This window comes from Anabaena sp. 4-3 (genome assembly GCF_001597745.1).
Classification (GTDB): Bacteria; Cyanobacteriota; Cyanobacteriia; order Cyanobacteriales; family Nostocaceae; genus Trichormus.
Window position 1 is genome coordinate 74,431 of record NZ_LUHJ01000012.1, and the last position, 24,228, is coordinate 98,658.

Sequence of the window (24,228 nt, forward strand, 5' to 3'; positions counted from 1 at the left end):
TCCTTATTACCCCAGCTTGGCGGCTGGGGTTTTTTGTTGCGGATAAATATAGGATCAGCATTGGTGAACCCCTAATTACCATGACCAAATATCATGAACAATCAGCAATATTCCTACTTATTCCCGATTTTCAGCCCAATATACCAGTAATTTTACTGAGGTATTATATGGCTAAATTTGCGTAATATTGGTTTAATTACGCCTAAGCTGCCTAAAACAACTCTAATTTATACAAGTTATGTTCATGTAAAAGCTTAGGTGTATCAATAATTTATACAAATCAGTATTGGGTCAGCAATGGGTAAGGCAATCGGTATTGATTTAGGAACTACTAATTCTGTAGGTGCTTTTAAGTTAGCAGAAGTAGAGGTAGTGACAGCTAATGACAACACACCACCAGATAGAAAACTGACGCGATCGCTCGTAGCTTCCGACCAAGATAAATTATTAGTGGGGGATCAAGCCTACAATCAATTGCGGGCTGACCCAGAAAATGTGATTATTTCCATCAAACGGTTGATAGGTAGAGGTTTTAGTCACCCAGCAGTACAGGAACAAAAATCAAAAGTGGGTTATAAAATTACCGAACCCAGCCAAGGCACTGATAATAGTATAGCAGTTTGGCTAGGTGGCAAAGAATACAGCCCAGAAGACATTTCCGCCGAAATTCTCAAAAAAGTGGTACGAAACGCCCAAGCTTATCGTCAGGGAATTGGTAAAACCGACGAAGTAATTGATCAAGCGGTAATTACTGTCCCGGCTTACTTTAATGATCAACAACGCTATGCTACTCGTACCGCCGCCCTAAAAGCGGGACTCACTCCCTTAGAATTATTACCAGAACCTACTGCTGCTGCTATATCCTATGGTTTTTCACCCAATAGCGATGATGTCAAGACAATTTTAGTTTACGACTTTGGCGGTGGGACATTTGACGCATCTCTGCTGACATCTGCTGGAACTTCATTTATTGAACATGGCAAAGCCGGAGACTTATGGTTAGGAGGGGATGACATTGATACTCGACTGATGAACTTTGTTAAAACCCAAGTCGCCACAGAAGAAAAAATTGCTGATATTGAGGGCTTAATTGCCAAAATGCCCTATTATCAACGGGTAAGATTTAACGCTGACCTGAAAATAGCTGTAGAACGTGCCAAAATTGAATTGAGTAGTTCTCAGGTAGCGCGAATTAGTCCAGCTACTCAGTTATTAGATGAATTAGGAATTGCTATCCCCATTGAGGTAGAAATTACCCGCCAGCAATTTGAGGCGATGATTAGCGATTTGGTAGAGCGTTCGGTGCAAATTTGTCGCCTGGCGGTACAAGAGGCCGAATATCATTTAGAAATGGTGGATATAGTCCTGTTAGTCGGGGGTTCTGCTCAAATTCCCTTAGTACAGCGCAAAGTCAAAGAAACTTTTGGGGCTGATAAAGTAGTTTTGCATCCGCGCCCGATGTATGCAGTAGCGGAAGGTGCAGCGATCGTTGCGGCTGGGCAAACAGAGAAAGTTACAACAGTGTCCCGTGATTATTATATCAAGTTAGTGGACGATAAGTATAAAGTTATTAGTCGGAATGATATTCTGCCTGTGAAAACATCCCACACCTTCAAAACTGTGGCGGATGGACAACGGTTAATTCATTTTAAGTTTTTTAGCCCTGATCAGGTGAGACAAGAATTAGATGGGCTAGATGCAAAGGAAAGTATCGGGGATATGTGGTTGGGTTTAGATGAGGTTTATCCCAAAGGAACGGAAATTTTAGTCTATTTAGAGTTAGATGAAAAAACTAGCGATTTGAAAATGACAGCTACTCTCAAAGTTGATCCTGCTATGAAAGTGAGTTGTACATTTTCACATGGTGAGGCTGACGAGAAAATTTACCAAGAATTAGAAGCTACCATTGCTGAACTCAACAATCAAGAACTAACCCAAGTAGGTGTAGAAGCAGCGTTAAAGTTAGCAGTTCCAGTAGTGCAATCAGCTAACCAAATTATTGATTATAAAACAGGGCAAAACCGTACAGATTTACTGAATCGCGCCAAAGCCAGTTTACAAACATTGCAAATTTCTATGTCTGAGGAGTGTTTGGAAGCAAAATATTTAGCGGGTGAATGCGATCGCCTCCTGAAATTATGTCATTTTCTCATCCCCGAACCACAGCAGCAAAGATTAGAAAAACTGACTGAAAATTTGCAATTGGCAATTAATGCTCATGACTTATCTCGAATGGAATCTTATAGCGAAGATGCTCGACAAGAATTGAAAAATTTACCAGATGAAGTGCAACTAATTCAAATTTGTCTAGCGGCTATTCGCCAAGCTCAACAAATTGCACCCACCCAAGCTAATGCGATGATTGAAAAACTCTATCGTCTACTCGACGCAATGGCAAGAGAAAATCAACAAGAAGCTCAACGTTTGTGGGAAGAACTACTTCCAGATGTTGAACGTTGGCTAGATCATGATTTACCCAGTAACATAATTGTCACCGGACTTAGCCGATGAAGATTAATCTTAATTGTCCTGTGTGCAGCTACCAAGGTATTACAGGTGATATTTGTCCTAATTGTGATGCTGACTTGAGTTTAATTCGGATGCTACAAGAATTACCTCAACAGCAAACTAGAGCAGTTTTCTCCTGGAAAATTATCTTGTTGATGTTGCTCATTGGTTTAGGTTTAGGATTAGGAACAAGCATGATATTTTCACAACCCCAGTTGAATACAGTGGTTGTTTCTCATCCCATTCCCATTGAGCGCACTAAAACTACTCCTCCCGTTGTTGTCAAACCCCAGCCACCACCAGCACCAACGACATACACAGTAAAACCGGGAGAGCATCTGAGTGCGATCGCAGAAAAATTCTGTGGTAAAAATACTTCTTGGCAAATCATGGTAAAAGCCAACCCGCAACTTCAAGGTAGGGAAGATTATATCAATGTGGGAGAAGTATTAAAAATTCCCAATTGTCAGGAGGGGATTTAATGAACCTTCTGGAAATTATCAATCAATTCACCAAGAATATTTTTGGCATAGGAATTGTTGACGCTTGGCAACAAGCACCACAAACTAAACAAGCTAGTCAAAAAGCAGCAGAACTAGCACAAAAAAAACACCTGCGACAAGCTATCACCATCGGCGAAACCGCCCTCGCTTTTTGGTCAAAAAAACCCGGTTTTTGGGAACGTTGGCTTACTCAATTACTGTTAGGAAATCTGCTCAAGCAACTAACTCAGCAAACGCAAGAGTGGCGTAAACAAGTAGCAACAGCTAATAAACTCGCCGCTAATGCTAAAAATCTCCTGAAACAAGATACAGGTGATCCTTGGGAAACACAAACACTCGCAAATGCCATCAATATTTATCAACGCTGTAGCAAAATTCTCCACGATGAACGGCTATTGCAAGCTATCAACCGATGTCAAGGGGAACTAGACAAACGCCAACAGTTTCAAGGATTAGTACAACAGGCGCAGTCTCAAGCAGAAAATCGCTACTTTAAAAATGCGATCGCCATTTATTCCCAAGCTCAACAACTTTATTCTACACAGGCTCTCACAGAGGCGATTGCTAACGCGACAGCCCAAGCTACCGAAGAAGCAGCTTTTGAAGCTAGTTTACAAAGGGCGCGACAAGGGGAACGGGAAGGAAAATTACGAGGTGCGATCGCGCTTTTACAATCGGCGGTAGCTAAATTTCCCCGCACCGACGGACAAGATTTATTAAACAAACTCCAATCAATTATCAAAGGTAGAGAACTTTACCGTCAAGGTTTAGCAGCAGAAAAAGCCGGAGATTTCAAAACAGCTATTTCTCTGTATGAAAATGCTCAATATCTATTACCAGATGTCAGCAACTGCCGAATCAGGTTAGCATTGGTAGCAATTAAAATTCAAGATTGGGGACAAGCAATATCTTACCTAGAAGGTTTAGATAGTGAACAAGCTGCATATCTGCGGGGGTTTGCTTACGCCCAACAACAAAATTTACAACTAGCATATCGGGAATGGCAAAGTTTATCTAGTAAAAACATCGCCCCACAACGAGAAATTCTCAAAACTCTCAGCCAAAGACAACGCTTGCTATATCTCCAAAATATTGAACAATTAGTTAAAGCTGAAAATTTGCCGCAAGCCAAAACAGCTAGTACAAAATTTATAGAAAAATTTGGTTATGATTCATTAGTAGAAGAAAACCTTCAGCAACATATTCAGCCACGTTTAGAAATAGCAGTTTGGCAAAGTGCAAACTGGGAACTTATTAGTGAACAAGCTGAAAAAGACTGGATGGAACAACCTAATATTATCACCTTACATAATTGGGCAGTTGCCAATTATTATCATGCTCAAACAGACTCTAGCAAATTATCGCATTTAATTATTTCTTTGGCAACTGCCTTAGCAAATTTGCATCAAGACATCAATCTGCAAGATGTACCTTGGCTGGGAAATAAATCTGTTGATTTTGCTGCCATATCGGCACAATTAAAACACAGATTAGAAGCAATGATTGATATTGTCAAAGATAGCAATCTTCATGATTATTTTAACCTGCGTGATACTTGGCGTTTGGAATCAGTCGCATTAGAATTAATTGGAAAAACGCCAGTAAACGGTGTCAAAATAAATGATATATTTGTAACTCCTGGTTGTTATCAACATTATATTTCTGGCAAACAAACTTCTTTAAATAAGATAGATACTAGCGAAAAAATTCTACATTGCTTATACACAACTTGGGGTTTAGCAGTAGCAGCTTGTATCGTTGGAGATAGCCAAAGGGCGATTAAATTAAAACCGACGAATCAAGCCAATTCTGAATTAAAAATATTTGCTCAACAATTTGTAGCTTACCATGAAGGATGCTATTATTTACAACAACAAACATGGCGGGAAGCAATTAATCCCTTTAAGCAAGCACAGCCACAAATTCAAACTAATCAAGAATGGCAAGAAGAAATAGATAGACTTTGCAGTTTACAGCGTAGAAATATCTCAGAAAACACAGAACATCTAGCTTTCGCTCAGTTTTGGTACGATGTGATTAATAGTGCCAATGCTAGAGCTTATTTAGCTGAATATAAAGCAGAACAAGTCAGAGAGGAAGTTGCTAATGAGAAAATCACCAAACAGCAAGCTTTAGAAAAACTAGAGAGAATTAAACTAATTGATGTGGAAAATCCGATTGTGCTTGACTTAATGCAGAGCATTGAGAATGCCATAGCACTAGACGCAATTAAAGTATTTTTTGACAAAAATGATTTAGAAGGTGCTGTGAGGTATGCTAAACAAAATGGTCAAACAAAGGTTAAAAATATAGTAGCAGAAATTTGCATTGATATATTAATTGATGGATTTAAAACTAGAAAATTAGGATTTAGAGATATTTATGAGTTAGGCAGTTGGGCTTATGAACTAAGTCCTGAAAATCCCACAGTGCAAGAGATGTATATTATAGCCCAGGAAGTGCAAGAAATTGGCAATTTGATCAAGCGCGATCGCTATGAAGAAGCTGTTCGCCATGCTCAATATTCCCAATATGATGGTATCCGATACTATGTCGGGGATTATTTCATGATGATATTAATCAAAGGAATTGAAAACAATGCTTTATCGAGTTATTTAGTGCATCAACTATGTCGGTGGGCTTGTGAATTGTGTCCTGATAATACAGATTATCAAGCAATTCGTCGTCGGCTAAATGGTTTTTGAATCAAGGTGCAAGATGGAACAGAATCCTTATGATATTTTAGGTGTATCGCCAGCAGCGTCAAAAGCTGAAATTACGAAAGCTGTGGCAGTAGCTATGAAGCGCAAGCAATATCCTGTAGATGTCATTGCTAAAGCCCAAAAAAGCTTAATGAAGTCAGAGGAGAGAATTATAGCTGATTATTTACGTCCGATATTACCTGCGATCAAACGTTTTAAAACCAGTGATTTATCAGCGTTAGCAGAGTCCGCGCCGAATTTAGTGATATTACCAGAATTTGATGGCTTAGAACAAGCGATCGCCCACGCCACCCAAGAAGAAAACCAAGAACGAGAACCGTTAACGATACCCTTAGCAAAACTATTCAGCGAGGGTGTGACAGCTTGCCAAGAGAAACGTTACCCCAAAGCCATAAAATATTTAGAAGACTACTGCCAGATTTGTACAGAACGCAATACAGAGACTTATATTCAAGCGCAAATGTGGCTAATTAGAGCATATCAGATGGGTGGACAACTACAACGAGCGATCGCCCTCTGCCAAATGTTAGTTAATCATTCCCATCCTCAAGTGCAAACTTGGGCAAACAAAACCTTACCTATGTTATCTCAAGAGATGTCCCGTGTCTGACTCGCCATCCATGTATCTCAAAGTTACCAATTGGCTGAAATCCAAACTTCTTGGTGTTAACCCTGAAGTATCCTCATCTGCTCAAGACGTACTTTCATCCAGCCAAAACCGCTATATTCTCACATCAGAACAACGAGAAAAATTAATAGCAGAATTCAGCAACTTACAAAAACAAAATACTTTACTCCAGCAAACTTTACGCGAACAACAAACTCAAGCAGCAGCTAATAGAGAAGATTTATTTTTAGAACTATTAGAAGTGACTGACGCGCTAGAAGCATTGCTAAACTACTTAGAAAACAACCCAGAACCCAACCCGGAAATTTTCCAACGCTTACCCAAGTCTGTGGGAATAGTTTATCGGAAATTTCTCAGCGTACTCAGCAAACGTCAAGTTGTACCCATAGAATTATCAGGAAATCAACCCGACTTTAATTTATGTAGAGTAGTAGATAGAGAAGTGAGAAATGATGTAGAAGAACAAACAATTACTAAAATTGTCCGTCCAGGTTTTATGATAGGTGAAAAAGTTTTACGCCCAACAGAAGTAATTACATCTAAGTCAGAATAGTCCTCAACTTTTTGTAAGTAGGACTTACGCACTTGTGAGCATCACAGTCTTTTGTAGGGTGCATCAGAAAATAAAATTTGCTAAAAATCAACTGCTGTTCAACATCTGGCCTACCCTAATAATATGCCAATTGTGTCAGTCCTGGTAATATGAACAAAGCCTAGCCAACTAGCATCATATTTTCAGTTAGTAGTCAGGACTTTAGTCCTGTTTTTATCTCTCACTCAGCAACCATAACAGTCAAATACTGCGGTGGTACATGATCTACTAACCACACCCCATTTTCTGAGCAATAAAAAGTAAATCCTGCTTGATACATCACCATCGCGTCAACCGAGAAAATAACTGGACTACCATGACGTATTCCGACTTTTCTGGCTGTTTCTATATCTTGAGATAGATGTACATGATGACGCGACATCTTCAAAATTCCAGATTGCAAAATTGCTGGTACTGATTTTTCTCCTGTACCGTGATACAGAATATCTGGGGGAATTTGTCGTTTTAGTTGCAAGTCTACTGTTACACTGTGTCCCTGATTGGCTCGGATTTTTGTTCCGGTTTCATCAAATGAGAATCGCTGTTTATCGCTATTTTTTACAACTTGTTCTAATTCGGTACGGGAAATAGGAAAGTTATGAGATGCACAAGCTGTAAGTAATTCATCAACTTCTACCCAACCACCAGCAGTTAAACTGAGTTTAAGCAGTTCTGGTGTATGCCGCAAATGCTTGCTTAAAAATTTGCTGATTTTTATCTCGCGTGATTTATCCATATCTAGTATTAGACATCTGACGAAAAATTTTTATAGATATTAAGTAACTCAACTTAGTAAGTAGGCTTAATTAATTGTTAGATAGTGGAACAGGCTTCTAGCCTGTTGACAGGCTGTCCGGCCCATCCGTAATACTCAGATACCCGACTTCTCAAAGAAGTCGGGTATCTATCCCATCAGTATTTTATTTTTAACACTCATAAATTTCTAAAGGCAAGTTATCAGGGTCTGGGAAAAAAGTAAATTTTTTACCTGTAATTTCATCAATTCTGATATTTTCTACCTCGACATGATGAGCTTTTAAATAATCAACAGTTTCTTCTAGATTTTCAACAGCAAAAGCTAAATGTCTTAAACCACAAGCTTCTGGATTACTACATCTTTGGGGAGGATGGGGAAATGAGAATAATTCAATTTGGGTAGTTGCGTTAATTCGTAAATCTAATTTATAGGAATTTCTGGCAGCGCGAAAAGTTTCTTTAATAATAGGAAAACCGAGAACTTCTACATAAAACTTTTTTGAGCGTTCGTAGTCTGAACAAATAATAGCGATGTGATGAATGCCAGTAGTTTTCATGATGTCAAGAAGTCTGTAAAATTGTCTTGGCAGCCATGCGTGTTTTTTTCAGGTCAGCATCGGAAAGTTCTTGACCAGATTGTAGACGGGTGGCGGAGGTTTGTAAAACTGTCGCTGCATTCTGATCACCGATTTGTAAAGCAGTTTTGGCGGCAGTTTGTAACATTGTCACCGCACCAGAGCGATCGCCTAGTCGTAATTTAGTCTCGGCTAACTGGGCTTGGCGATACTTAGCTAAGGTCAAAATCCACTGATGCACTTGGGAGTTGAAATCTGGTTGATATTCTGGTAAAATGTTGGCATATACTGGCCAAATAGTCGAAAAAATTCCCTCTTGTTGCCTAGAGGGGTCATCATAGCGGATCTGCACTTTGCCAATGACTTGCTGTCCTGGCGGTAACTGTCCTAAATACAAATTCAGCAAAACCACCCGTTCCATATTCGTCATCAAATCACCCAAGCGGACAATAAAATCGCCATCTGGGGATGTTTCCACGGGTAACTCAATAATGTCTGGGGAAACTTGCGCCACGGGTTTGAGTTCAGCTAACTTGACATCAGGAGCTAAAGATAGTAACAGGTAAGCATTGGTGAGTCCTACCGACTGCACCCGTGTAAACAGACGATTAAATTGATGGGTTGCTTGTTCAGGTCGCTCAATATGGGCGAGAGTGCCGCCACCAGCATCAGCAATTTTTTCGAGTAAATCTTGATTCCAGCTATTGCCGAAACCGAGACTATTAATCGTTAAGTTAATTTTTGCGGCTTTGTGAGCCAGTTCCAGACACCGTTTACTGTCATCGCGGCCGATTTCCCATTTCCAAATTTTCAGACTGCTTTCACCGTGACCATCAGTGAGGAGAAACGCTTGGGAAACCGCGCCTTTTGTCCCCTTCATTAATTCCGTAATTCCCAGTTGCAAACCCTCAGCAATGGTTGTACCACCACTAGCAGTTAATTTATGCCTAATTTGAGATTTGATGGTTTCACGGTCTAAAACTGGTTGATTGGGGATGATCACCTCAGCCGAACCCGCAAACGCCACAACTGAAATGCGATCGCCTGGCTCTAGTCTGTCTAATAAGCGTTCTACAGCCTCAATCACAGTTTTCAGGGGTTTGCCGTGCATGGAACCACTTTGATCCAAAATTAAGCAGAAATTAAGCGGCAAATTCTGCTGAAACTTTTCAATATTCGCAGAAACAGAAATTGCCAATTGACGCTGACTGGTGAGTTGAGCCGCATCAACATTGTAGTCACTTAACGCACTGAGCAATTGGACTTTCATCTAAGAAGAGGTATCTTGCAAGACAGTTTTGGAAACGATTCTGGTTTTCTTGCGATCGCTTTCTGATAAATCTTCACCAGATTGCAGTCGAGTGGCTGAGGTTTGTAATACAGTCGCCGCACCCCTATCTCCCATTTGCAGAGCAGTTTTCGCAGCCGTTTGCAACATAGTAGCAGCACCAGAGCGATCGCCTTGTTGTAGTTTGGCTTCTGCAATTTGGGTTTGACGATACTTAGCTAATGCCAGAATTGACTGCTGTACCTGGGCATTAATATCTGGTTGGTAGACCCGCAAAATATTAGCATAGATGGGGACATTAGGCGTGAATAACCCGACTTGATTTTGGGACGGGTGATCATAACGCACTTGGACATTCACAATCGGCTGTTTACCTTCCGGCAATTGTCCCAAATAAATATTAGCCAAAATCACCCTTTCTACATCCTTCATCAAATCACCCAACCGGACAGCAAAGCGGCCATCAGCTTCTTGTTGCACAGGTAACTCAATTGTGTCTGGTGCAACTTGGGCAATAGGTTTGAGTTCTGCAAATCTGACATTGGGCATCAGAGAGAATAGCAGATAAGCATTAGTCAAACCCACAGTTTGAATCCGACTGAACAAGCGACTAAATTCATCTACAGCTTGTTCCGGTTTTTGGATATAGGATAAAGTACCCAAAGCCGCATCAGCAATTTTTTCTAAAACATCTTGATTCCAGTTATCGCCAAATCCCAGAGTATTTAACGTCAAGTTATAGTTAGCCGCCAACTGGGCAAATTTTAAACAGCGATTATTATCACCGTGTTCATTTTCCCCATCGGTGAGCAAAAACGCCTGAGAAACCGTGTCTTTTTTGCCTTTGGCTAACTCCTCAATTCCCAAGCGCAAACCTTCATCGATAGCTGTACCGCCATCAGCCGCCAGACGGCTGATTTGTTTTTTGATTTGTTCAGGGTTGTCAATGACTTGATTAGGGACTAAGACCTTAGCACGATGATCGAAGGCTACCACACTCAGGCGATCGCCCACTTTTAGTTTATCCACCAACCGATTCGCCGCTTGTTTAACAATTTCTAAAGGTCGCCCATTCATCGAACCACTATGATCCAGAATTAAGCATAAATTCACCGGCACATTTCGGTCTTGTGGTTCCGCACTCGCCGAAACCGAAATTGCCAACTGACGCTGACTGCTTGCTTGACTTGCGTCAATATTGCCATCATTGAGGAGAGGTTGCAAATTAACTTTCATAATCCAAACATCACAAACAGGATATATACATTTATGAATAGCTTCAAATCGTTACAGCAATGCTACGGAAAAATTAATTTCAGCAATCCATGAAGATATTTCAGATAATATATTCAGAATATCTTAGAAGCCAACCATTGGCAGATGCCCAGCTATCTTGCCCATAAGTGAGAAAACCGCACTTGCAGATAGCTAGCATCGCGCTAGGATGTATTACAGTTAACGGCATAATTCAGGCGATCAGTTGCTATGGACATTTCCCCCATCAAGGCTGTTCAAGCCCCTTACTACGGCGATAACTTCTACCGGACACCGCCGCCAGATTTACCTTCCCTACTATTAAAGGAGCGAATTGTCTATCTGGGAATGCCACTGGTGCCTGCTGTCACGGAATTGATAGTTGCCCAACTATTGTATTTGCAGTCCGACGACCCCGAAAAGCCGATTAAAATTTATATCAACTCTACCGGCACCTCCGGTTATAGTGGCGAACCCATCGGCTTTGAAACCGAAGCCTTCGCCATCTATGACACGATGAAATATATCAAGCCTCCCATTCACACCATTTGTATTGGTTCAGCGATGGGTATGGCGGCGATGTTACTCAGTGCTGGCACAAAAGGTTGCCGTGCTAGCTTACCTAATGCCTCCATTATCTTGCATCAGCCCAAGAGCTACGCCCAAGGGCAAGCAACCGATATTCAAATCCGGGCTAAGGAAGTTCTGGCTAACAAAGCCTCAATGGTTGATATTTTGTCGCGTAACACCGGACAAACCCCAGAAAGAATTACTAAAGACATGGATCGTCTCTTTTACATGACTCCTTACCAAGCCAAAGAATACGGCTTGATTGATCGAGTCTTTGAAAAAGAAGAACTTGCCAATCCTCCACTACCCGCTAGTGTTCTTTAAAGCAACATTAGTCAACAGTCAATAGTCAACAGTAATGACTAATGACTAACGACTAATGACCCTTACGGGTTCGCCAGTCGCTCATGGGGGAAACCCCCAAGACCGCGCTGACTCACTAATGACTAATGACTAATTACAAACGGAGTCAAATATGCCTATAGGAGTGCCTAAAGTTCCTTATCGGATGCCCGGAGGACAGTTTACAGATTGGATCAGCATTTACGATCGCCTGTACCGAGAACGTATTATTTTCCTGGGGCGTGATGTTGATGATGAAATCGCCAACCAAATCATTGCCGTAATGCTGTATCTGGATTCGGAAGACCCAGGTAAGGATATTTACTTATATATCAATTCCCCTGGTGGGATGGTAACATCCGGCTTGGCAATTTATGACACCATGCAGCACATCAAGTCTGACGTGGTGACAATTTGCGTCGGTTTAGCCGCTTCAATGGGTTCTTTCTTATTGGCAGCCGGGACAAAAGGCAAACGCCTAGCATTGCCCCATTCTCGGATTATGATTCACCAACCCTCTGGCGGTACTCGTGGACAAGCCACCGACATCGAAATCGAAGCCAGAGAAATTCTGCGGATTCGTAACCAGTTAAATAACATTTATGCTAACAACACTGGTCAACCCCTAGCCAAAATCGAAAAAGACATGGATCGCGACTTTTTCATGTCCGCCCAAGAAGCCAAAGAATACGGCTTGATTGACCGTGTGATTGAAGAACGGATTTAGGATTAGGGACTGGAAGGGACTGGTGACTGGGTACTGGGAGCAAGGGAAAAGAACTTGTACCCAGTCAACAGTCAACAATTTTGAATTTTGAATTTTGAATTTTGAATTTTGAATTGATCTGCCCCAATCCCTAGCAAAAATGTCAATTGCACTACATAATTGATTCGGAAGATACTGAGTTTGGCGCATCGTCCAAGCTGATAAACTATAATAGAAGATTATTTATTATTAAAATTTCATGCTGGCAGCTAGTAGCTGATAGCGGAAATATTCAACCACTAATAGATCAAGATGGATCTTGGAGATTGCTACCGTTTATTGGGTTTAAGGTCGGGTGCTTCTTTTTCCGACATTAAAGCCTCCTACCGACGACTCGCGCAGCAATATCACCCGGATATTAATCCAGGGGACAAAAAAGCTAAAGATAAGTTTATCGCCTTGACAGAGGCATATAGATTCTTATTGACAGTAGTACCACCAGAAGAGACTGCCCAAAGTGTAAAGCAGTCTTATACATCTACGTCTAGTCGCCAACAGACTCAAGCCACCAAGCCAGAAACAGCACCTAAAGCCACCACCGCCACCACGGAAAAGCCACCCACCCAACCGCCTAATATGGCGGAAATAGAGCAACGGCTGAAGTGGAAGACTTACGAACAACTGCAACGGTTTTTAAAAGAACGGCGATTTCCCCAAGCGATCGCCTTAGCAGAAGCCTTAGCCGCACGTTTACCCAAAGACGCAGAAGTACGCCAATGGCAAGCGATCGCCTATCAAATTTGGGGACGCGCTCTAATTAATGAAAACCAATTGCTCAAAGCCAGGGTTTATCTCAAAAAAGCCTTAAAAACTGATCCTCACAATAAAGCCTTATGGGAAGAAGTACAGCGTGATTTCCAGAAGTTAGAGCAGATTTTTTAGTCATTAGTTATTAGTTATTAGTCATTAGTCATTAGTTTCTCGCCTCCGTTCCCTCCGCTCCTCCGCTCCTCCCCAGTCCCTACCTTTGGGCGTGGATATAATCTACAAAGTAAAATTTGGGAGTTAGCCAGAATTTGAGCCAAGCATAGACAGCAAGGCTTAAGAGTGCTGTAATAATTAGGGGTAAACCTAACTTTAGTCTGACGCTATCTGGGAGGATGGCAGCCCCGGCGACTGTAATGGCAAAATATGTGAGTAAGATGAATTGCGATCGCTCGATATTTTTCAGGGCTTGACGGCAGCTACTACAATGTTGGGTATGTTGTTTGTAACGATCTAAAATCACAGAGCGATCGTCATTAATGGTTAAGCTGTCTGTAGGATTAATTCCTACCTCTTGCCAAGGTAACTTGCCCTGACAATAGCGATCAAACCACCTCCGAAACTCTATCACTAAACGGTCAGCACTGGTAGGCATTTTGTAGGCAGTTTTCCAGCTTTCAGTTGATTGTTTTTGTTGCAAAATCTTCTCTTGCTGGAGTAGTAAAATCATATCTCCATCTAAAACCGCATTACGGTTAGTGATGTGATCCCACCACCGGGGGGTAAGTCGATGGAGTTTAGTCGCAAAATTGCGGCTAAATTGGGCGACAATCCGAGATTTACCCGGAGCTACAGGAATACAGTAAGTAATCAATCCTACTTGTTTGCCAGCATTACCGAAACTAATGGCATACTCTAAACGACAAGGTGGCTCAAAGGTAATGGTGCTGTTAAAATTGCCCTTAACATGGGCTTGAATTAAATCTGCTGTAGATTGCACAATTTCCATAGGAACAGGTTTTGCTTGTTCTCGCTTACCCTGTACCCCATGATGAGCAAAGGGAACATGACTAGGATCTGCCACATTTTCTACTAAAGTTTGCCAGTCATAAGCCAAATCACGCACAAAAGAACTCCAAACAAAACCTTTGCTTGTATCTATTTGCGGTGATAAAGGTAAAGCTTGAGTAGCTGCTAATTCTGGTGATTGAGCATCCAGCCAAACCCAAAGCAAATCATTGGCTTGGCGCACTGGTAATGTAGTCACACAAAAACTGTGTTGATTTTGGGTAACAAGTTCTGGATTTTCAGCTTGGGGGATATGAGTACAAATTCCTTGCTGATCAAATTGCCAACCGTGATAGCTACACATTAAATTTCCCGTCTTCTCATCCACTCTTCCCTCACTCAAGGGAGCTAGACGATGGGGACACTGATCTAAAAACACTCGGTAAGTTTCGGAAGTTTTAGGTTTCCAGATAACTAACCGCAGTCCTAAAATAGTAACTGGGGTTGGTCGTTGGGGGTCTAAGTCTTCAATGGGTGATACAGGATACCAGTTTTGCAGAAAATTGAATTCAGCTTGCATATTGTGAAATAATTACATAAATTTTAAAAAACGTATACCACCAGAGGTAGAGGTAATAGTCAACATTTTTGCTAGTCAGAGTCAGCTATTAACTAGCTACTGCCTAGACTCAACTTTAATGATGACCGAAATCGGCAAAATATTGTTGGTGTGTTCTGTGTTTTGAAAACAATTCTTGTACTGTGGTAGTCTGCGTTTTTCAAACAAAATCCTCGTACCGTCAAATCGGTAGGGAAAAATTTTATGTGCAATTGTGCAATCACCATTACCGTCAAATTGTTTGCCGCTTATCAAGAAGCCTATGGAGTTTCAGAATTGGTATGGGAATTTCCTGATGGTACACCTGTAAGCGCAGTGTGCGATCGCCTGATTGCTGAACACCCAGAACTAGCTAAATGGCGAGATGTCACCCGTTTTGGGATTAATTTAATGTTTGTTGAACCGGATACCGGCTTAAAAAATGGTGATGAAGTCGTGTTAATTCCCCCGGTGAGTGGTGGTTAGGAAGAACTAGGGGGGTAGGGGGTAGGGAGCAGGGGAGCAGGGGGGGAAACACTAATGACTAATGACTAATGACTAATGACTAATGACTAATGACTAATGACTAATGACTAATGACTAATGACTACTACTTAACCTTGGCGCGGAAGCGCACAAAGCCATAGGAATTAGTTGGTGTACCAGAGCCAGTTGCTTTTGGTAGATTAGGTACATCGGGATTGCGGGTTATATTGACTGCTACAGCACCATTAGTATTATTGCTAGGACAATAAGTTGGTGTATTGGGGTCATTGGCTGGGTAAAAAGTGCCGCGATCGCCATCTGCTACACTACTCAAAAATACTGTATTCAAGCCTACAGCCAAAGCAATACCATGATCAGCCCCAGCTAAACCCCCATCATTAGGAGTTTGATTATTAAAACCATTAGTCAAAAACGTCACATTATTAGGAACTAAATCACAGAATTTTACATTATTTGCATTGACTTGACCATTAGACAGGAAATAAATCGTATACTCTAACTCATCACCTGGTTGAACATTACCAGCATTGATCAAACCCCGTAAATAACCCACTGGCCATTTAGAATCATTATCATCAGTATCCCGTGGTGCCGCTACATAGTTAGTAGCAGTTGGCGGAACATCACTACGACCATCTACAATATCAGTGAAATCTTGGTCATTAATCCGGGTGATCCGTTTGACTAATACTATATTAGGTGGATTGGTAGGCGCAGTAGCTACTGTTAACAGAGTCGGATCATCATCTCCGGTTTGAGTCGGATTATTACCTACATTTGAACCATCATCAGCAGTTTGGGCAAAATAATTTCCTACAGTTGGCGGATTACTACTACTACCAGATGAATCTGCATCAGTTAAAACAGTACCAGACGTTGCTTGAGCATTATCGGGAGTATTAAAAGTAGCACTAGCTTGGTTACTAATCGGATTACCACCATTATTATGATTAATTTTGGCAGTAATTTTAATGCTGATAGTATCTCCAACTCGCAAAGTGCCGCTATTAGTTAAAGCTCCAGTGCCATTGTAATTAGGATTGAGCGTGATATTATTGCCCGCAGTAGCACTGGTAATAATTGCACTTTGATAAGTTAACTGTGATGGTAAGTTATCAGTAATTATAAAATTAATCGCATCACTATTACCAGGAGCTAGGTTAGAATAAGTAATAGTATATTCTACAATATCACCTACATTTACAGTTTCCCCTCCATCACTATCTACCGCAAAGCGCACAGATTTAGTTGCTCTGACATTGGCTTGTTTGTTAGTAGTAATTACTAAAGGTGTAAATATAACTTGACTGGGGAAGAATGTCCAAGTGTCTATACCTTTAAAATCACCATAGTTGCTACTAAAAGCGTGTCTATATAAAGCATTATTACTGTCTACTCCTCTAGCAGCATTCCTGGGATTACTAGCCCCTGTACCATCTAAGCTGACATTGGTACCATTAGCAGTTGTATAGTTAGTATCATTATAATAAATTGTGGTAGACCCAATATTTTGTCCATTTTGATCTTGAATTATCGGGTAAGGGGCTGGTGGGTTTTCCATCGTAATTTTAAACCCATTCGGATTATTTTCGGCATCAAGTAAGGGAAAGTGGTATTCACCGCCTCTCGTAGTAATTTGAGCATCATAGGGCTGATTTCCGGGACGGGGTTGTAAGTTCACCCCATTAACATCTTTCCCATCCCAGAAAACTACAACCTGCCCGGCAGACATGACATTTTGTAATACCCGGTCTGCACTAGGGTCAAAAATGCCATCGGTATTACTATCAATAATAATTTGATAACTACCACTGCGAGCCACATTAAAACTAAAATTTCCTCCCACACCCACAAAAGTCTGATTACCACTGCCACCGCTTCCACCAGTAAACAGAAAATTTTCGGGGACTGCTGGTGGTGTTGCATTTAAAGGAACTCCTAAAGCATTAAGCGTTACCGTCGCTGGGCGGTTAATGAAAACATAATGGGTAATATCAGTAATTGTGTCTGGGACATCAGGACGCTGGACAGCTACATTACCATAAAAGTTTAGGGGACTCAGAGGAGCATCTGGAGAATTGGCAGAGTGATAGAGTGTAGAATTATTCGTTTGATCAATAAATCCCCGGCTATTAGCAAAGAAGATGAAACCAAAGGGATCTAGTCCATTCATATCGGTTTCGTAGCGATAGCCATCGTTTGTTTGAATGTAGAGTTTAGAATTGAGAGAGCGACCATTACTACCCATATTCAGGGCTAGATAATTAGCAAATACCCGTCCAGTTTGAGCTACACCATTATTAGCCACGGTAATATCCCAAGCTGCTATCCCGCCGTTTTGAGACGCATCTGTAGGAAATTGGGCGGTAGCCAACCTAGCAGGGGGGTTTACGCCATCCAGAGGGCTAGTAAGGGGTTTAGGAGAGCGAAATTCTACTTCATAAATACCTGTTTCCGTAGCTACAAAGCTACAGGGAGTGTAACCACCAGTCCTTAAAGGTGCAGGGCCAAGGTTTTCTTTAGTTAGTGTGTTAATGTGACCAAAGCCACCATTTACAACATCACAAGCACCGTTTTGACTGCCAAAGGGACTGCGGTAAATAATATCTTGATTATTGGCAACAGGATCAGCATTGTAAACACTAGAGCCAAGATAAACTGTTTCTCCAGCTTGAACATAGACTTTAAGTGTATTTTGTCTGAGAATTCCCGCAGTTCTATAGGTGTTTGCGTCTAGCCATTCTAGGTAAGGTCTATCTCCACCATCTGCAACTAACTCTTTACTTCCTTCCGCCCAACTCGGCTTGATACCTGCTCCTAAAATACACAATAAAGCTAGGCTACCTAAGTATAATTTTTGGTGGTGATTTGATAACGACTTGCCCATACTTTTGTCCTACCGTTAACGCGCCACTGGTTTCTGTAATCCAAACCCATCAAATAATTCGTTAAGTTTCAACGTCAAACCCAAATACAGCCCCCCCGCAGAACGTGTACCCGAAAAATCTCGGTCATCGACTTTACCAAACACATAACCAGCTGCCAGACGCAAATTAGGACTTAAATAATAACCTGCTTCCACTACCAAGCCTGTCTCAGTATAGTTAGCTTGACCAATCACACGCGCTTCACCCACTAAATCCCAGCTATAGCCGAAGCGATAGGTAGCACGGAATTGTCCCAGATTGACTGTACTTGTACCTGCTAAATCACTAGCTAAATAAGAAGTGCTATTTCGCAACGCATATTTACCATAAAATTCCCATTGCCAATTGGGTGCGTAAATGGCTTCGACAGCAAAGGTATGGTCTTGTGAACCTGTACCACTACCTAAGAAAATGGTGTCAGGGATAGTTGCGGGATTTTGCCGATATTCATAACGCAATAAGGCGTTAAATTTATCGTTTTTGGGGTGACGATAAGCTAAACCTAATTTCAAATTCGCTGTATCACCCAGTCCAGTCAGTTTTTGATTGGCAGAACTGGCTTGCTGATAGCGGACTAAAGCTGTTAACGCACGGGAAATTTTGCCCACGGCGGCGGCGGAAATTACGGTGTTAGAACCACCGGAGGAAGTGCGATGTTCATAACGTGCGCTAGCTTGAAACTCAGGATTATTCGCATATTCCAAGCCGATACTGTAGCTATCGCCGCCATTAAAGCCGATACTAGAAGCACTTTGTCCCGGTGTAAACGGTTGGGCAAATTGTTGACCTGCGGCGGTACGCTGGAAGAAGTTACCAAAAACGTGTTCGTAAGCTAAATTGAGTCTCAACCCTGGTGCAATCATCCAACGGTTATTTAAACCAATTGCACCTTGAGTAGTCATTTCGTTAGCACCACCGATAATTGAGTAACGAGCCGTTAAAGTGGTATCTGTGCCAAGTTTGTGTTCACCGTTAATATTTAAGCTAGTAATTGAGTTACCAGAATTTTGACCGCTACTGTAAAACTGTTGAGCTAGGCTAATATTCACACCGGGAACAACCGCCCAGTTTAGCCCGAAAATAGTTCTGTCTGCATATACGATGTCTTTTTGTGAAGATAAAGTTAGCTCATTTTGAGCTTGGAAAGTCAGGTTATTGGTGAGGGAATAGGTGAAACGACTACGCAATTGCTCGGTTGTATTTTCTACAGCGTTTGTCGCTATTCTGTCTTCTCGATGACGACGAATCCAATCGACATCTATGGTGGCTTTCCCGAATCTTTGTTGAATTCCCGCCGAAATGGTGGTGAGAGAATTATCCACTTGGCTACCGGGTATAGCTTGAGAACGGGGTGAAAATAATTCTTCAAATGTATCTAAAGGTTGGGGTGCAATGCCAAAGTTATCTTCATGGTCGTATAGCACCCGAATATTTGTGGTTTTAGAGACTCTCCCGATTAATTGTCCACCATAGCGAGTCTGACCGGGAACAAAACTAATAGTAGCGTTATTAGCAAAACCTGTAGCAGCGTAACGATAGTAGGCGCGACCTTGTAAACCTGGAAAAAATCGCCCTTCGGCTTCTAAACGGTAAGCTTCGCCGCTTACCCGTCCCATAATGTCAGAATCATTGGTAGAATGGGCGTATTCTGCGGTAAATTTACCTTGAGAACCAAGAGCAATCATCCCATCTGCACCATATAGTTCAAATCCCCGTATTCCTTGGGTTTCTCGCAGGTAGGTAGCAGCTATCCAACTTTCTTGGTTAAGGGTGCGGGAAAAGTTATATTGCAGACGACCTGCATAAATTTTGTTATCGGAGTTGTTACTGTCGTATTGATAGCTAACCACAATTCGCCGGACGAGAACTTGTCCTGTTGCGTCAATGTCGGTACGCAGAATTGGTTCTCGAAATAATAGAGTCCCGCGATCGTAATCTATTTCGTAGTCTGGCCCCCGGTTTAATGCTTTCCGTTCTAATACAGTACCAGGGCGGTTTAATTCTTCTAACTCAATAAAGACATTTTCACTTCCAGGAACTACTAAGCGACGCGACAGAAAGTAATAGCCGCTAGTACCATCAGGTGCAATGGTATCTCTTTGAAAAGCTTCTAAATTATTACCGTAGAAGCCTGTAATTTGCAGATTGCCTAAGTTGTAGTTAGCTTTAAAGCCGTGGAGTTGACGAGTTACAGCTGTAAACTGCTGGGATGGACGGGCAAATTCTTCTGTACTGTAGTCTCCCCACATCGCATAATCAGGTGCAACGCCAGGAATGCGTGTGGAACGTTCAAAACGCAGATAGACACTATCAATGGAAGGCGTAACTACATCAACTTTGGAACTATCACCATAAACAGGATAGTTTTGTTCACTAAATTGATAAGTACGAAATAGGCGGTTGTCACAGTTGCAATCTTCGTTGAGACTACGAGAACTGTTATATGCACCAGTAAACAACCACTCGCCAATCCTACCCGTAGCAAAAATAGCTGAGTGAAAATCTAATTGGGTAGTTCTCTGGCTATCAGGACGGAGAAAATCACGAAAACTGCCGTAATAATTCGTCCCTCTTGCGCCTAAACGCACATCAATCACCCCAGTCACGAGGCTAGAACGCAATGCGGTTTCAAATTGTATTTGAGTAAAGGCTTCTAAATCGTTAGCTACTGCCCGAATGCGTACAGTTTGGGCTTTGAGGTTTGAGCGTAAGGTAGCTGTAAATTGTCCTGCTTTTGCTTCTACCTGAAATCCTGGTTGTTCGGGTTTGAAGTCTGTTCCAATTAACTCTCCCGCCGTTGGGATGATAGTGACTACTGTATCTTGATAGGAAAGATTTCCATTGCTATCTAATAGTTGACCTTTAATTGTGGCTGTTGAACGTGCATCAGCTAAAATCCGAGATTCAACTGTTTCTATAGTTAATTTGCTGGCTGTTCCTCGTACCACTACCCGCACTGTTACGGGTGGTTCGGAACTGCCGATGATTTGTGCAGAAATATGATTTACACCGTCGTTGAGTGGGACTCCATACCATGTCTGCGTTACTAAAGCAGTATCCGCATCGGTTTCTGTGCGTCCCAGCAAAGAAGAGTCTACTAATTCCCCATTTACCCGTAGTTCTATGGGACTACCTTCGGGAAACTGCACCGTTATCTGAGTGGCGCGGATATCTACAACATTGTCAGGAATGGGAGTGAGGATTTTTAGAGATGGGGGACTGGGGACTAGGGATTGGGAATTATTTTCTTTGTATTCATCGCCTGTGTTTGATGGTGTTGTGATTAATTTACGTAAGCTATTGGGTAAGGCTGTATCCTTTCCTGGTTGAAAGGATGGAATTTCTGTGAGTCTGCTTAAACCTTGAGGTACTTCAATATCAGCTGACGGTTGAAATGGTGGAATGGTGTTTTGAGCAAACTGAAAGTTTTCCTCGTGGGGTGTGGTGACTTCTGCTGTTAAGTCTGGCGGTGTTTGTTGTTGGCGGGAGTGCGTACTGAATTCGGTTGTTTGACTTAAGCCTCTTACCCGCTTCCCTAGTTGAGAAGCGGGAATATGTCGAGATGTTTCCTGAAATGTCGGTGCATTTGTCAGATTGGGGTTGTCTAAATCTGATGCCATGTACAGATGATCATTACTCTTGGCGTGAACTGTCGCGGGATACAAAACGCTACTGAAAGCTCCTACCATCACCCCCATTAACCTTAAATGGAAATTAGTCACAGGTTTCATGGTTTAACTACCTCCTCTGAGATGGGAGTGAGAGCGAAATTCATGCGGACTAAACCCCCTGGTTCTAAACGCACTAGGCGCGCTTGGCTGTTGCGTTCTCGGAATTTTTTGTTAGGGGCTAGTTTGTAGCCAGGAACACTACTCAGGTCTAATACTCCTGTGTGACTTCCCGGTAAAACATTAGCTAGTGAGAATAAACCATTGGCATCAGTAGTAATGCGGTTGCCATCTTGTAAGAAAATTACTGCATTGGCAATTCCGGCTTCTCCGTCTTGTTGTTCCCCATCAAAGTTTTTGTCGATAAACACTCGACCGATAATTGTGCCACAGTCAGCAACTATACCTGGGCGAATCCTGAGTTGGTGGGTGACTGGCCCATCTTTGATGCTAAAGCGATTATCAGCACGTTGAGCATTGGCGATCGCACTATTCCGACCTGTACCACGGAGAGAATCGGGTGTTAATTGGGCAGCATAGGCAATATTTAGCACCTGCCCAATGGGAATATTGGCATCTGTACGTAAGCTGACTGTACTACCGTTGCGTGTGGATGTGATGGTAACTGGCTGACTATTAATTTCTCCCTGGACAGATTTAGGTAAAAAGTTAAATCCTAATGGTAAATTATCGGTGATCATGAGATTATTTAAAGCCGCATCAGAGAGATTTCTGACTGATAGGCGATAAATCACAGTATCTCCTGGTTCAGCTGTAGCGCGATCGCCTGTTTTGATCATCTGCATCTGATTGGCTTGGCACATATTAGTGGTAAATTCAAAAGTTAATAAGTCCAATCCCACTAACTCTGCATTCGGAACTAAAACAATTGTGCCTTCTACTCTATTTTCACCCGTCAGTCTAATTGGTTGACCATCTAAAGCAGTAGCCAGATATCGCACAATATTATTAGCTGTACCTGTACGGTTGAGAATTTCTATCTTGATGCGTCGTTGCTGATAAATAGAATTAGCTGGGGGATTAACTACAAAAATATAGGTTTTACCTGGGTCAGTTTGACCTTTATTCGGATCAAGTAAGAAATTATAGACACCAGCCGGATTATTTGTAATCAAATAGGGATTAAGATTTTCACTATTTGGTGCTTTACCACCAGGAATATTATTATTAGGAATATCAGGGACTTCTGTACGTGTTAACGAAACAAGTTGTCCTAATTCTGTGCCGGTGGCATCGTTGGGGTTAGGTTCATATACACTCACAGAAAAACCTGTGTAGTCTGGTAAAATCGCACCTGCACAGCCTAAAATCCGTCCTAATGGGTCAACTAATGGGTCAAAATTCAGATTAAGTTGACTGGTATTACCTTGATATTTATTGTTACTGGAAATATCTGTATAAGTATAAGTAGCTTGATTGATCAGATTAACAACAGGAGGTGCTTGTGATAATGCTGGTGTGGGTACGATAGTCTGCCAGCAACTTCCCAGGAGAATAGTTGCTGTTAACTTTTGCACCCAATTACTACCAGAAGTGTTTTTTTTGCGTTGACGAGGACGGAACACTGAATTTATCTCCTCTGAAATGCCTTCACTCATCAAGGCATCTATAACAAAGTAAAAATTAATACTAATCAGCCGGTGTTGAAAAATGAACGCATAAACAACGGCTGACTATAAAATCAAGTTTTCCCAAACACAGCACCAAAGTTATTAATTAACGTACTTGAGTTTGATAAGTTGCGGTGACTACTGCCTTGGCTGCTATTGAAGGTACTTGTAACCGAATGTGAGTGTAAGCAGTTGCCGGGGCTGGTTTGGTTTCGACTTTGCCATCAGTCAGGGTAACTTTAATGATCGGATTTTCTACAAAACTGCGTCCGCCATCGATGCTGTAGGTGATTTTGGCATCTTGATTGTTGATATTGGCAGACTTCAGCACATATACCATACCGTTGGGGATGGATTGATTGAGAGTGAGATTTTTCAGGGGGCGATCGCTTGTATTTTCCCCAGTTACGGTATACCGTAATCTATCCCCCGGTTTAACCTGTGCTTGACCTTTCAAAGCTTGCCAAGTCACTTGCTGCTTACCTTGTTGATTCTTTGTTAAAATCTGCTTTTCTGCTTTTAAATGCAACTGTAAAGGCTGCTGCTTTTGGGGACTTTGAGCAAATGCACTGTGAGATGACCACCAACTAACTACCCCTGGTAAATGAGTAGGAAACGAAAGCGTTGTCAGCAGTAGACCGGCACTTACCCCGGACATCAAGAAATGTTTTATCTTCAT

The 24,228-nt window shown here is 41.8% G+C and carries 18 protein-coding genes; 9 read left to right on the forward strand and 9 right to left on the reverse strand.

Annotation, left to right across the window (positions count from 1 at the left end; translation table 11 throughout):
* The first annotated feature begins 297 nt into the window (after window positions 1-297).
* The 5 genes from A3775_RS01960 to A3775_RS01980 are packed head-to-tail and all read left to right on the forward strand — an operon-like array spanning window position 298 to window position 6,915.
* Window positions 298-2,511 carry an Hsp70 family protein gene (locus A3775_RS01960; protein WP_066423640.1) on the forward strand — a complete coding sequence of 738 codons (2,214 nt, stop codon included), beginning with the start codon at window positions 298-300 and terminating at the stop codon, window positions 2,509-2,511.
* Window positions 2,508-2,990, forward strand: coding sequence for a LysM peptidoglycan-binding domain-containing protein (locus A3775_RS01965; protein ID WP_066382481.1), 483 nt, complete (start codon window positions 2,508-2,510; stop codon window positions 2,988-2,990). Before A3775_RS01960 ends, A3775_RS01965 begins: the two co-directional genes overlap by 4 nt.
* Window positions 2,990-5,716: a BTAD domain-containing putative transcriptional regulator gene (locus A3775_RS01970; protein WP_066423642.1), complete on the forward strand. Its 2,727-nt coding sequence runs from the start codon at window positions 2,990-2,992 to the stop codon at window positions 5,714-5,716. Before A3775_RS01965 ends, A3775_RS01970 begins: the two co-directional genes overlap by 1 nt.
* Window positions 5,717-5,729: 13 nt before the next feature.
* Window positions 5,730-6,344: a molecular chaperone DnaJ gene (locus A3775_RS01975; RefSeq protein WP_066382479.1), complete on the forward strand. Its 615-nt coding sequence runs from the start codon at window positions 5,730-5,732 to the stop codon at window positions 6,342-6,344.
* On the forward strand, window positions 6,337-6,915 hold the full coding sequence (locus A3775_RS01980; protein ID WP_231866921.1) for a nucleotide exchange factor GrpE: 579 nt from the start codon (window positions 6,337-6,339) through the stop codon (window positions 6,913-6,915). Before A3775_RS01975 ends, A3775_RS01980 begins: the two co-directional genes overlap by 8 nt.
* 220 nt (window positions 6,916-7,135) lie before the next feature.
* Here A3775_RS01980 and A3775_RS01985 read toward each other — a convergent pair whose 3' ends face one another.
* The 4 genes from A3775_RS01985 to A3775_RS02000 all read right to left on the reverse strand — a co-directional run bounded on the left by A3775_RS01985 (window position 7,136) and on the right by A3775_RS02000 (window position 10,809).
* Window positions 7,136-7,690, reverse strand: a complete 555-nt coding sequence (locus A3775_RS01985) for an RNA 2'-phosphotransferase (protein ID WP_066423644.1) — start codon at window positions 7,688-7,690, stop codon at window positions 7,136-7,138.
* A 190-nt stretch (window positions 7,691-7,880) separates the two neighbouring features.
* The gene (locus tag A3775_RS01990; protein WP_066382476.1) at window positions 7,881-8,267 is read right to left on the reverse strand and encodes a VOC family protein; all 387 of its coding nucleotides are present in this window, start codon (window positions 8,265-8,267) and stop codon (window positions 7,881-7,883) included.
* A 4-nt stretch (window positions 8,268-8,271) separates the two neighbouring features.
* Window positions 8,272-9,555, reverse strand: coding sequence for a VWA domain-containing protein (locus tag A3775_RS01995; RefSeq protein WP_066423646.1), 1,284 nt, complete (start codon window positions 9,553-9,555; stop codon window positions 8,272-8,274).
* The gene (locus A3775_RS02000) at window positions 9,556-10,809 is read right to left on the reverse strand and encodes a VWA domain-containing protein (RefSeq protein ID WP_066382471.1); all 1,254 of its coding nucleotides are present in this window, start codon (window positions 10,807-10,809) and stop codon (window positions 9,556-9,558) included.
* A gap of 249 nt (window positions 10,810-11,058) precedes the next feature.
* Here A3775_RS02000 and A3775_RS02005 point away from each other — a divergent pair, with 249 nt between their 5' ends.
* The 3 genes from A3775_RS02005 (at window position 11,059) to A3775_RS02015 (ending at window position 13,387) form a co-directional block, all read left to right on the forward strand.
* Complete coding sequence (locus tag A3775_RS02005) at window positions 11,059-11,721, forward strand: ATP-dependent Clp protease proteolytic subunit (RefSeq protein WP_066382469.1); 663 nt, start codon at window positions 11,059-11,061, stop codon at window positions 11,719-11,721.
* A 151-nt stretch (window positions 11,722-11,872) separates the two neighbouring features.
* Window positions 11,873-12,466: an ATP-dependent Clp protease proteolytic subunit gene (locus A3775_RS02010; RefSeq protein WP_066382466.1), complete on the forward strand. Its 594-nt coding sequence runs from the start codon at window positions 11,873-11,875 to the stop codon at window positions 12,464-12,466.
* A 291-nt stretch (window positions 12,467-12,757) separates the two neighbouring features.
* A complete protein-coding gene (locus A3775_RS02015) occupies window positions 12,758-13,387 on the forward strand; it encodes a J domain-containing protein (protein WP_066382464.1) in 630 nt (209 codons plus the stop codon).
* A 79-nt stretch (window positions 13,388-13,466) separates the two neighbouring features.
* On the opposite strand, the gene A3775_RS02020 is transcribed toward A3775_RS02015, so the two are convergent.
* The gene (locus A3775_RS02020; protein ID WP_066382462.1) at window positions 13,467-14,798 is read right to left on the reverse strand and encodes a Rieske 2Fe-2S domain-containing protein; all 1,332 of its coding nucleotides are present in this window, start codon (window positions 14,796-14,798) and stop codon (window positions 13,467-13,469) included.
* A 243-nt stretch (window positions 14,799-15,041) separates the two neighbouring features.
* On the opposite strand from A3775_RS02020, the gene A3775_RS02025 reads away from it, so the two are divergent.
* Entirely contained in the window at window positions 15,042-15,302 is a 261-nt protein-coding gene (locus A3775_RS02025) for a MoaD/ThiS family protein (RefSeq protein WP_066382460.1), read from the forward strand.
* A 124-nt stretch (window positions 15,303-15,426) separates the two neighbouring features.
* Here A3775_RS02025 and A3775_RS02030 read toward each other — a convergent pair whose 3' ends face one another.
* From A3775_RS02030 to A3775_RS02045, 4 genes are all read right to left on the reverse strand, one after another.
* Window positions 15,427-18,210, reverse strand: a complete 2,784-nt coding sequence (locus A3775_RS02030) for a DUF11 domain-containing protein (RefSeq protein WP_066382458.1) — start codon at window positions 18,208-18,210, stop codon at window positions 15,427-15,429.
* A gap of 15 nt (window positions 18,211-18,225) precedes the next feature.
* Window positions 18,226-21,981 carry a hypothetical protein gene (locus tag A3775_RS02035; RefSeq protein WP_066423647.1) on the reverse strand — a complete coding sequence of 1,252 codons (3,756 nt, stop codon included), beginning with the start codon at window positions 21,979-21,981 and terminating at the stop codon, window positions 18,226-18,228.
* Window positions 21,978-23,537 carry a DUF11 domain-containing protein gene (locus A3775_RS02040; protein WP_066423648.1) on the reverse strand — a complete coding sequence of 520 codons (1,560 nt, stop codon included), beginning with the start codon at window positions 23,535-23,537 and terminating at the stop codon, window positions 21,978-21,980. The genes A3775_RS02035 and A3775_RS02040 overlap by 4 nt, the downstream gene beginning before the upstream one ends.
* Before the next feature lie 118 nt (window positions 23,538-23,655).
* Entirely contained in the window at window positions 23,656-24,222 is a 567-nt protein-coding gene (locus A3775_RS02045) for a DUF11 domain-containing protein (protein ID WP_066423666.1), read from the reverse strand.
* Between the last annotated feature and the right edge of the window lie 6 nt (window positions 24,223-24,228).

Coding starts and splice junctions, on each gene's coding strand:
- A3775_RS01960 (WP_066423640.1), top strand. CDS start 298: ATGGGTAAGGCAATCGGTATTGATTTAGGAACTACTAATTCTGTAGGT.
- A3775_RS01965 (WP_066382481.1), top strand. CDS start 2,508: ATGAAGATTAATCTTAATTGTCCTGTGTGCAGCTACCAAGGTATTACA.
- A3775_RS01970 (WP_066423642.1), top strand. CDS start 2,990: ATGAACCTTCTGGAAATTATCAATCAATTCACCAAGAATATTTTTGGC.
- A3775_RS01975 (WP_066382479.1), top strand. CDS start 5,730: ATGGAACAGAATCCTTATGATATTTTAGGTGTATCGCCAGCAGCGTCA.
- A3775_RS01985 (WP_066423644.1), bottom strand. CDS start 7,690: ATGGATAAATCACGCGAGATAAAAATCAGCAAATTTTTAAGCAAGCAT.
- A3775_RS01990 (WP_066382476.1), bottom strand. CDS start 8,267: ATGAAAACTACTGGCATTCATCACATCGCTATTATTTGTTCAGACTAC.
- A3775_RS01995 (WP_066423646.1), bottom strand. CDS start 9,555: ATGAAAGTCCAATTGCTCAGTGCGTTAAGTGACTACAATGTTGATGCG.
- A3775_RS02000 (WP_066382471.1), bottom strand. CDS start 10,809: ATGAAAGTTAATTTGCAACCTCTCCTCAATGATGGCAATATTGACGCA.
- A3775_RS02005 (WP_066382469.1), top strand. CDS start 11,059: ATGGACATTTCCCCCATCAAGGCTGTTCAAGCCCCTTACTACGGCGAT.
- A3775_RS02010 (WP_066382466.1), top strand. CDS start 11,873: ATGCCTATAGGAGTGCCTAAAGTTCCTTATCGGATGCCCGGAGGACAG.
- A3775_RS02015 (WP_066382464.1), top strand. CDS start 12,758: ATGGATCTTGGAGATTGCTACCGTTTATTGGGTTTAAGGTCGGGTGCT.
- A3775_RS02020 (WP_066382462.1), bottom strand. CDS start 14,798: ATGCAAGCTGAATTCAATTTTCTGCAAAACTGGTATCCTGTATCACCC.
- A3775_RS02025 (WP_066382460.1), top strand. CDS start 15,042: ATGTGCAATTGTGCAATCACCATTACCGTCAAATTGTTTGCCGCTTAT.
- A3775_RS02030 (WP_066382458.1), bottom strand. CDS start 18,210: ATGGGCAAGTCGTTATCAAATCACCACCAAAAATTATACTTAGGTAGC.
- A3775_RS02035 (WP_066423647.1), bottom strand. CDS start 21,981: ATGAAACCTGTGACTAATTTCCATTTAAGGTTAATGGGGGTGATGGTA.
- A3775_RS02040 (WP_066423648.1), bottom strand. CDS start 23,537: ATGAGTGAAGGCATTTCAGAGGAGATAAATTCAGTGTTCCGTCCTCGT.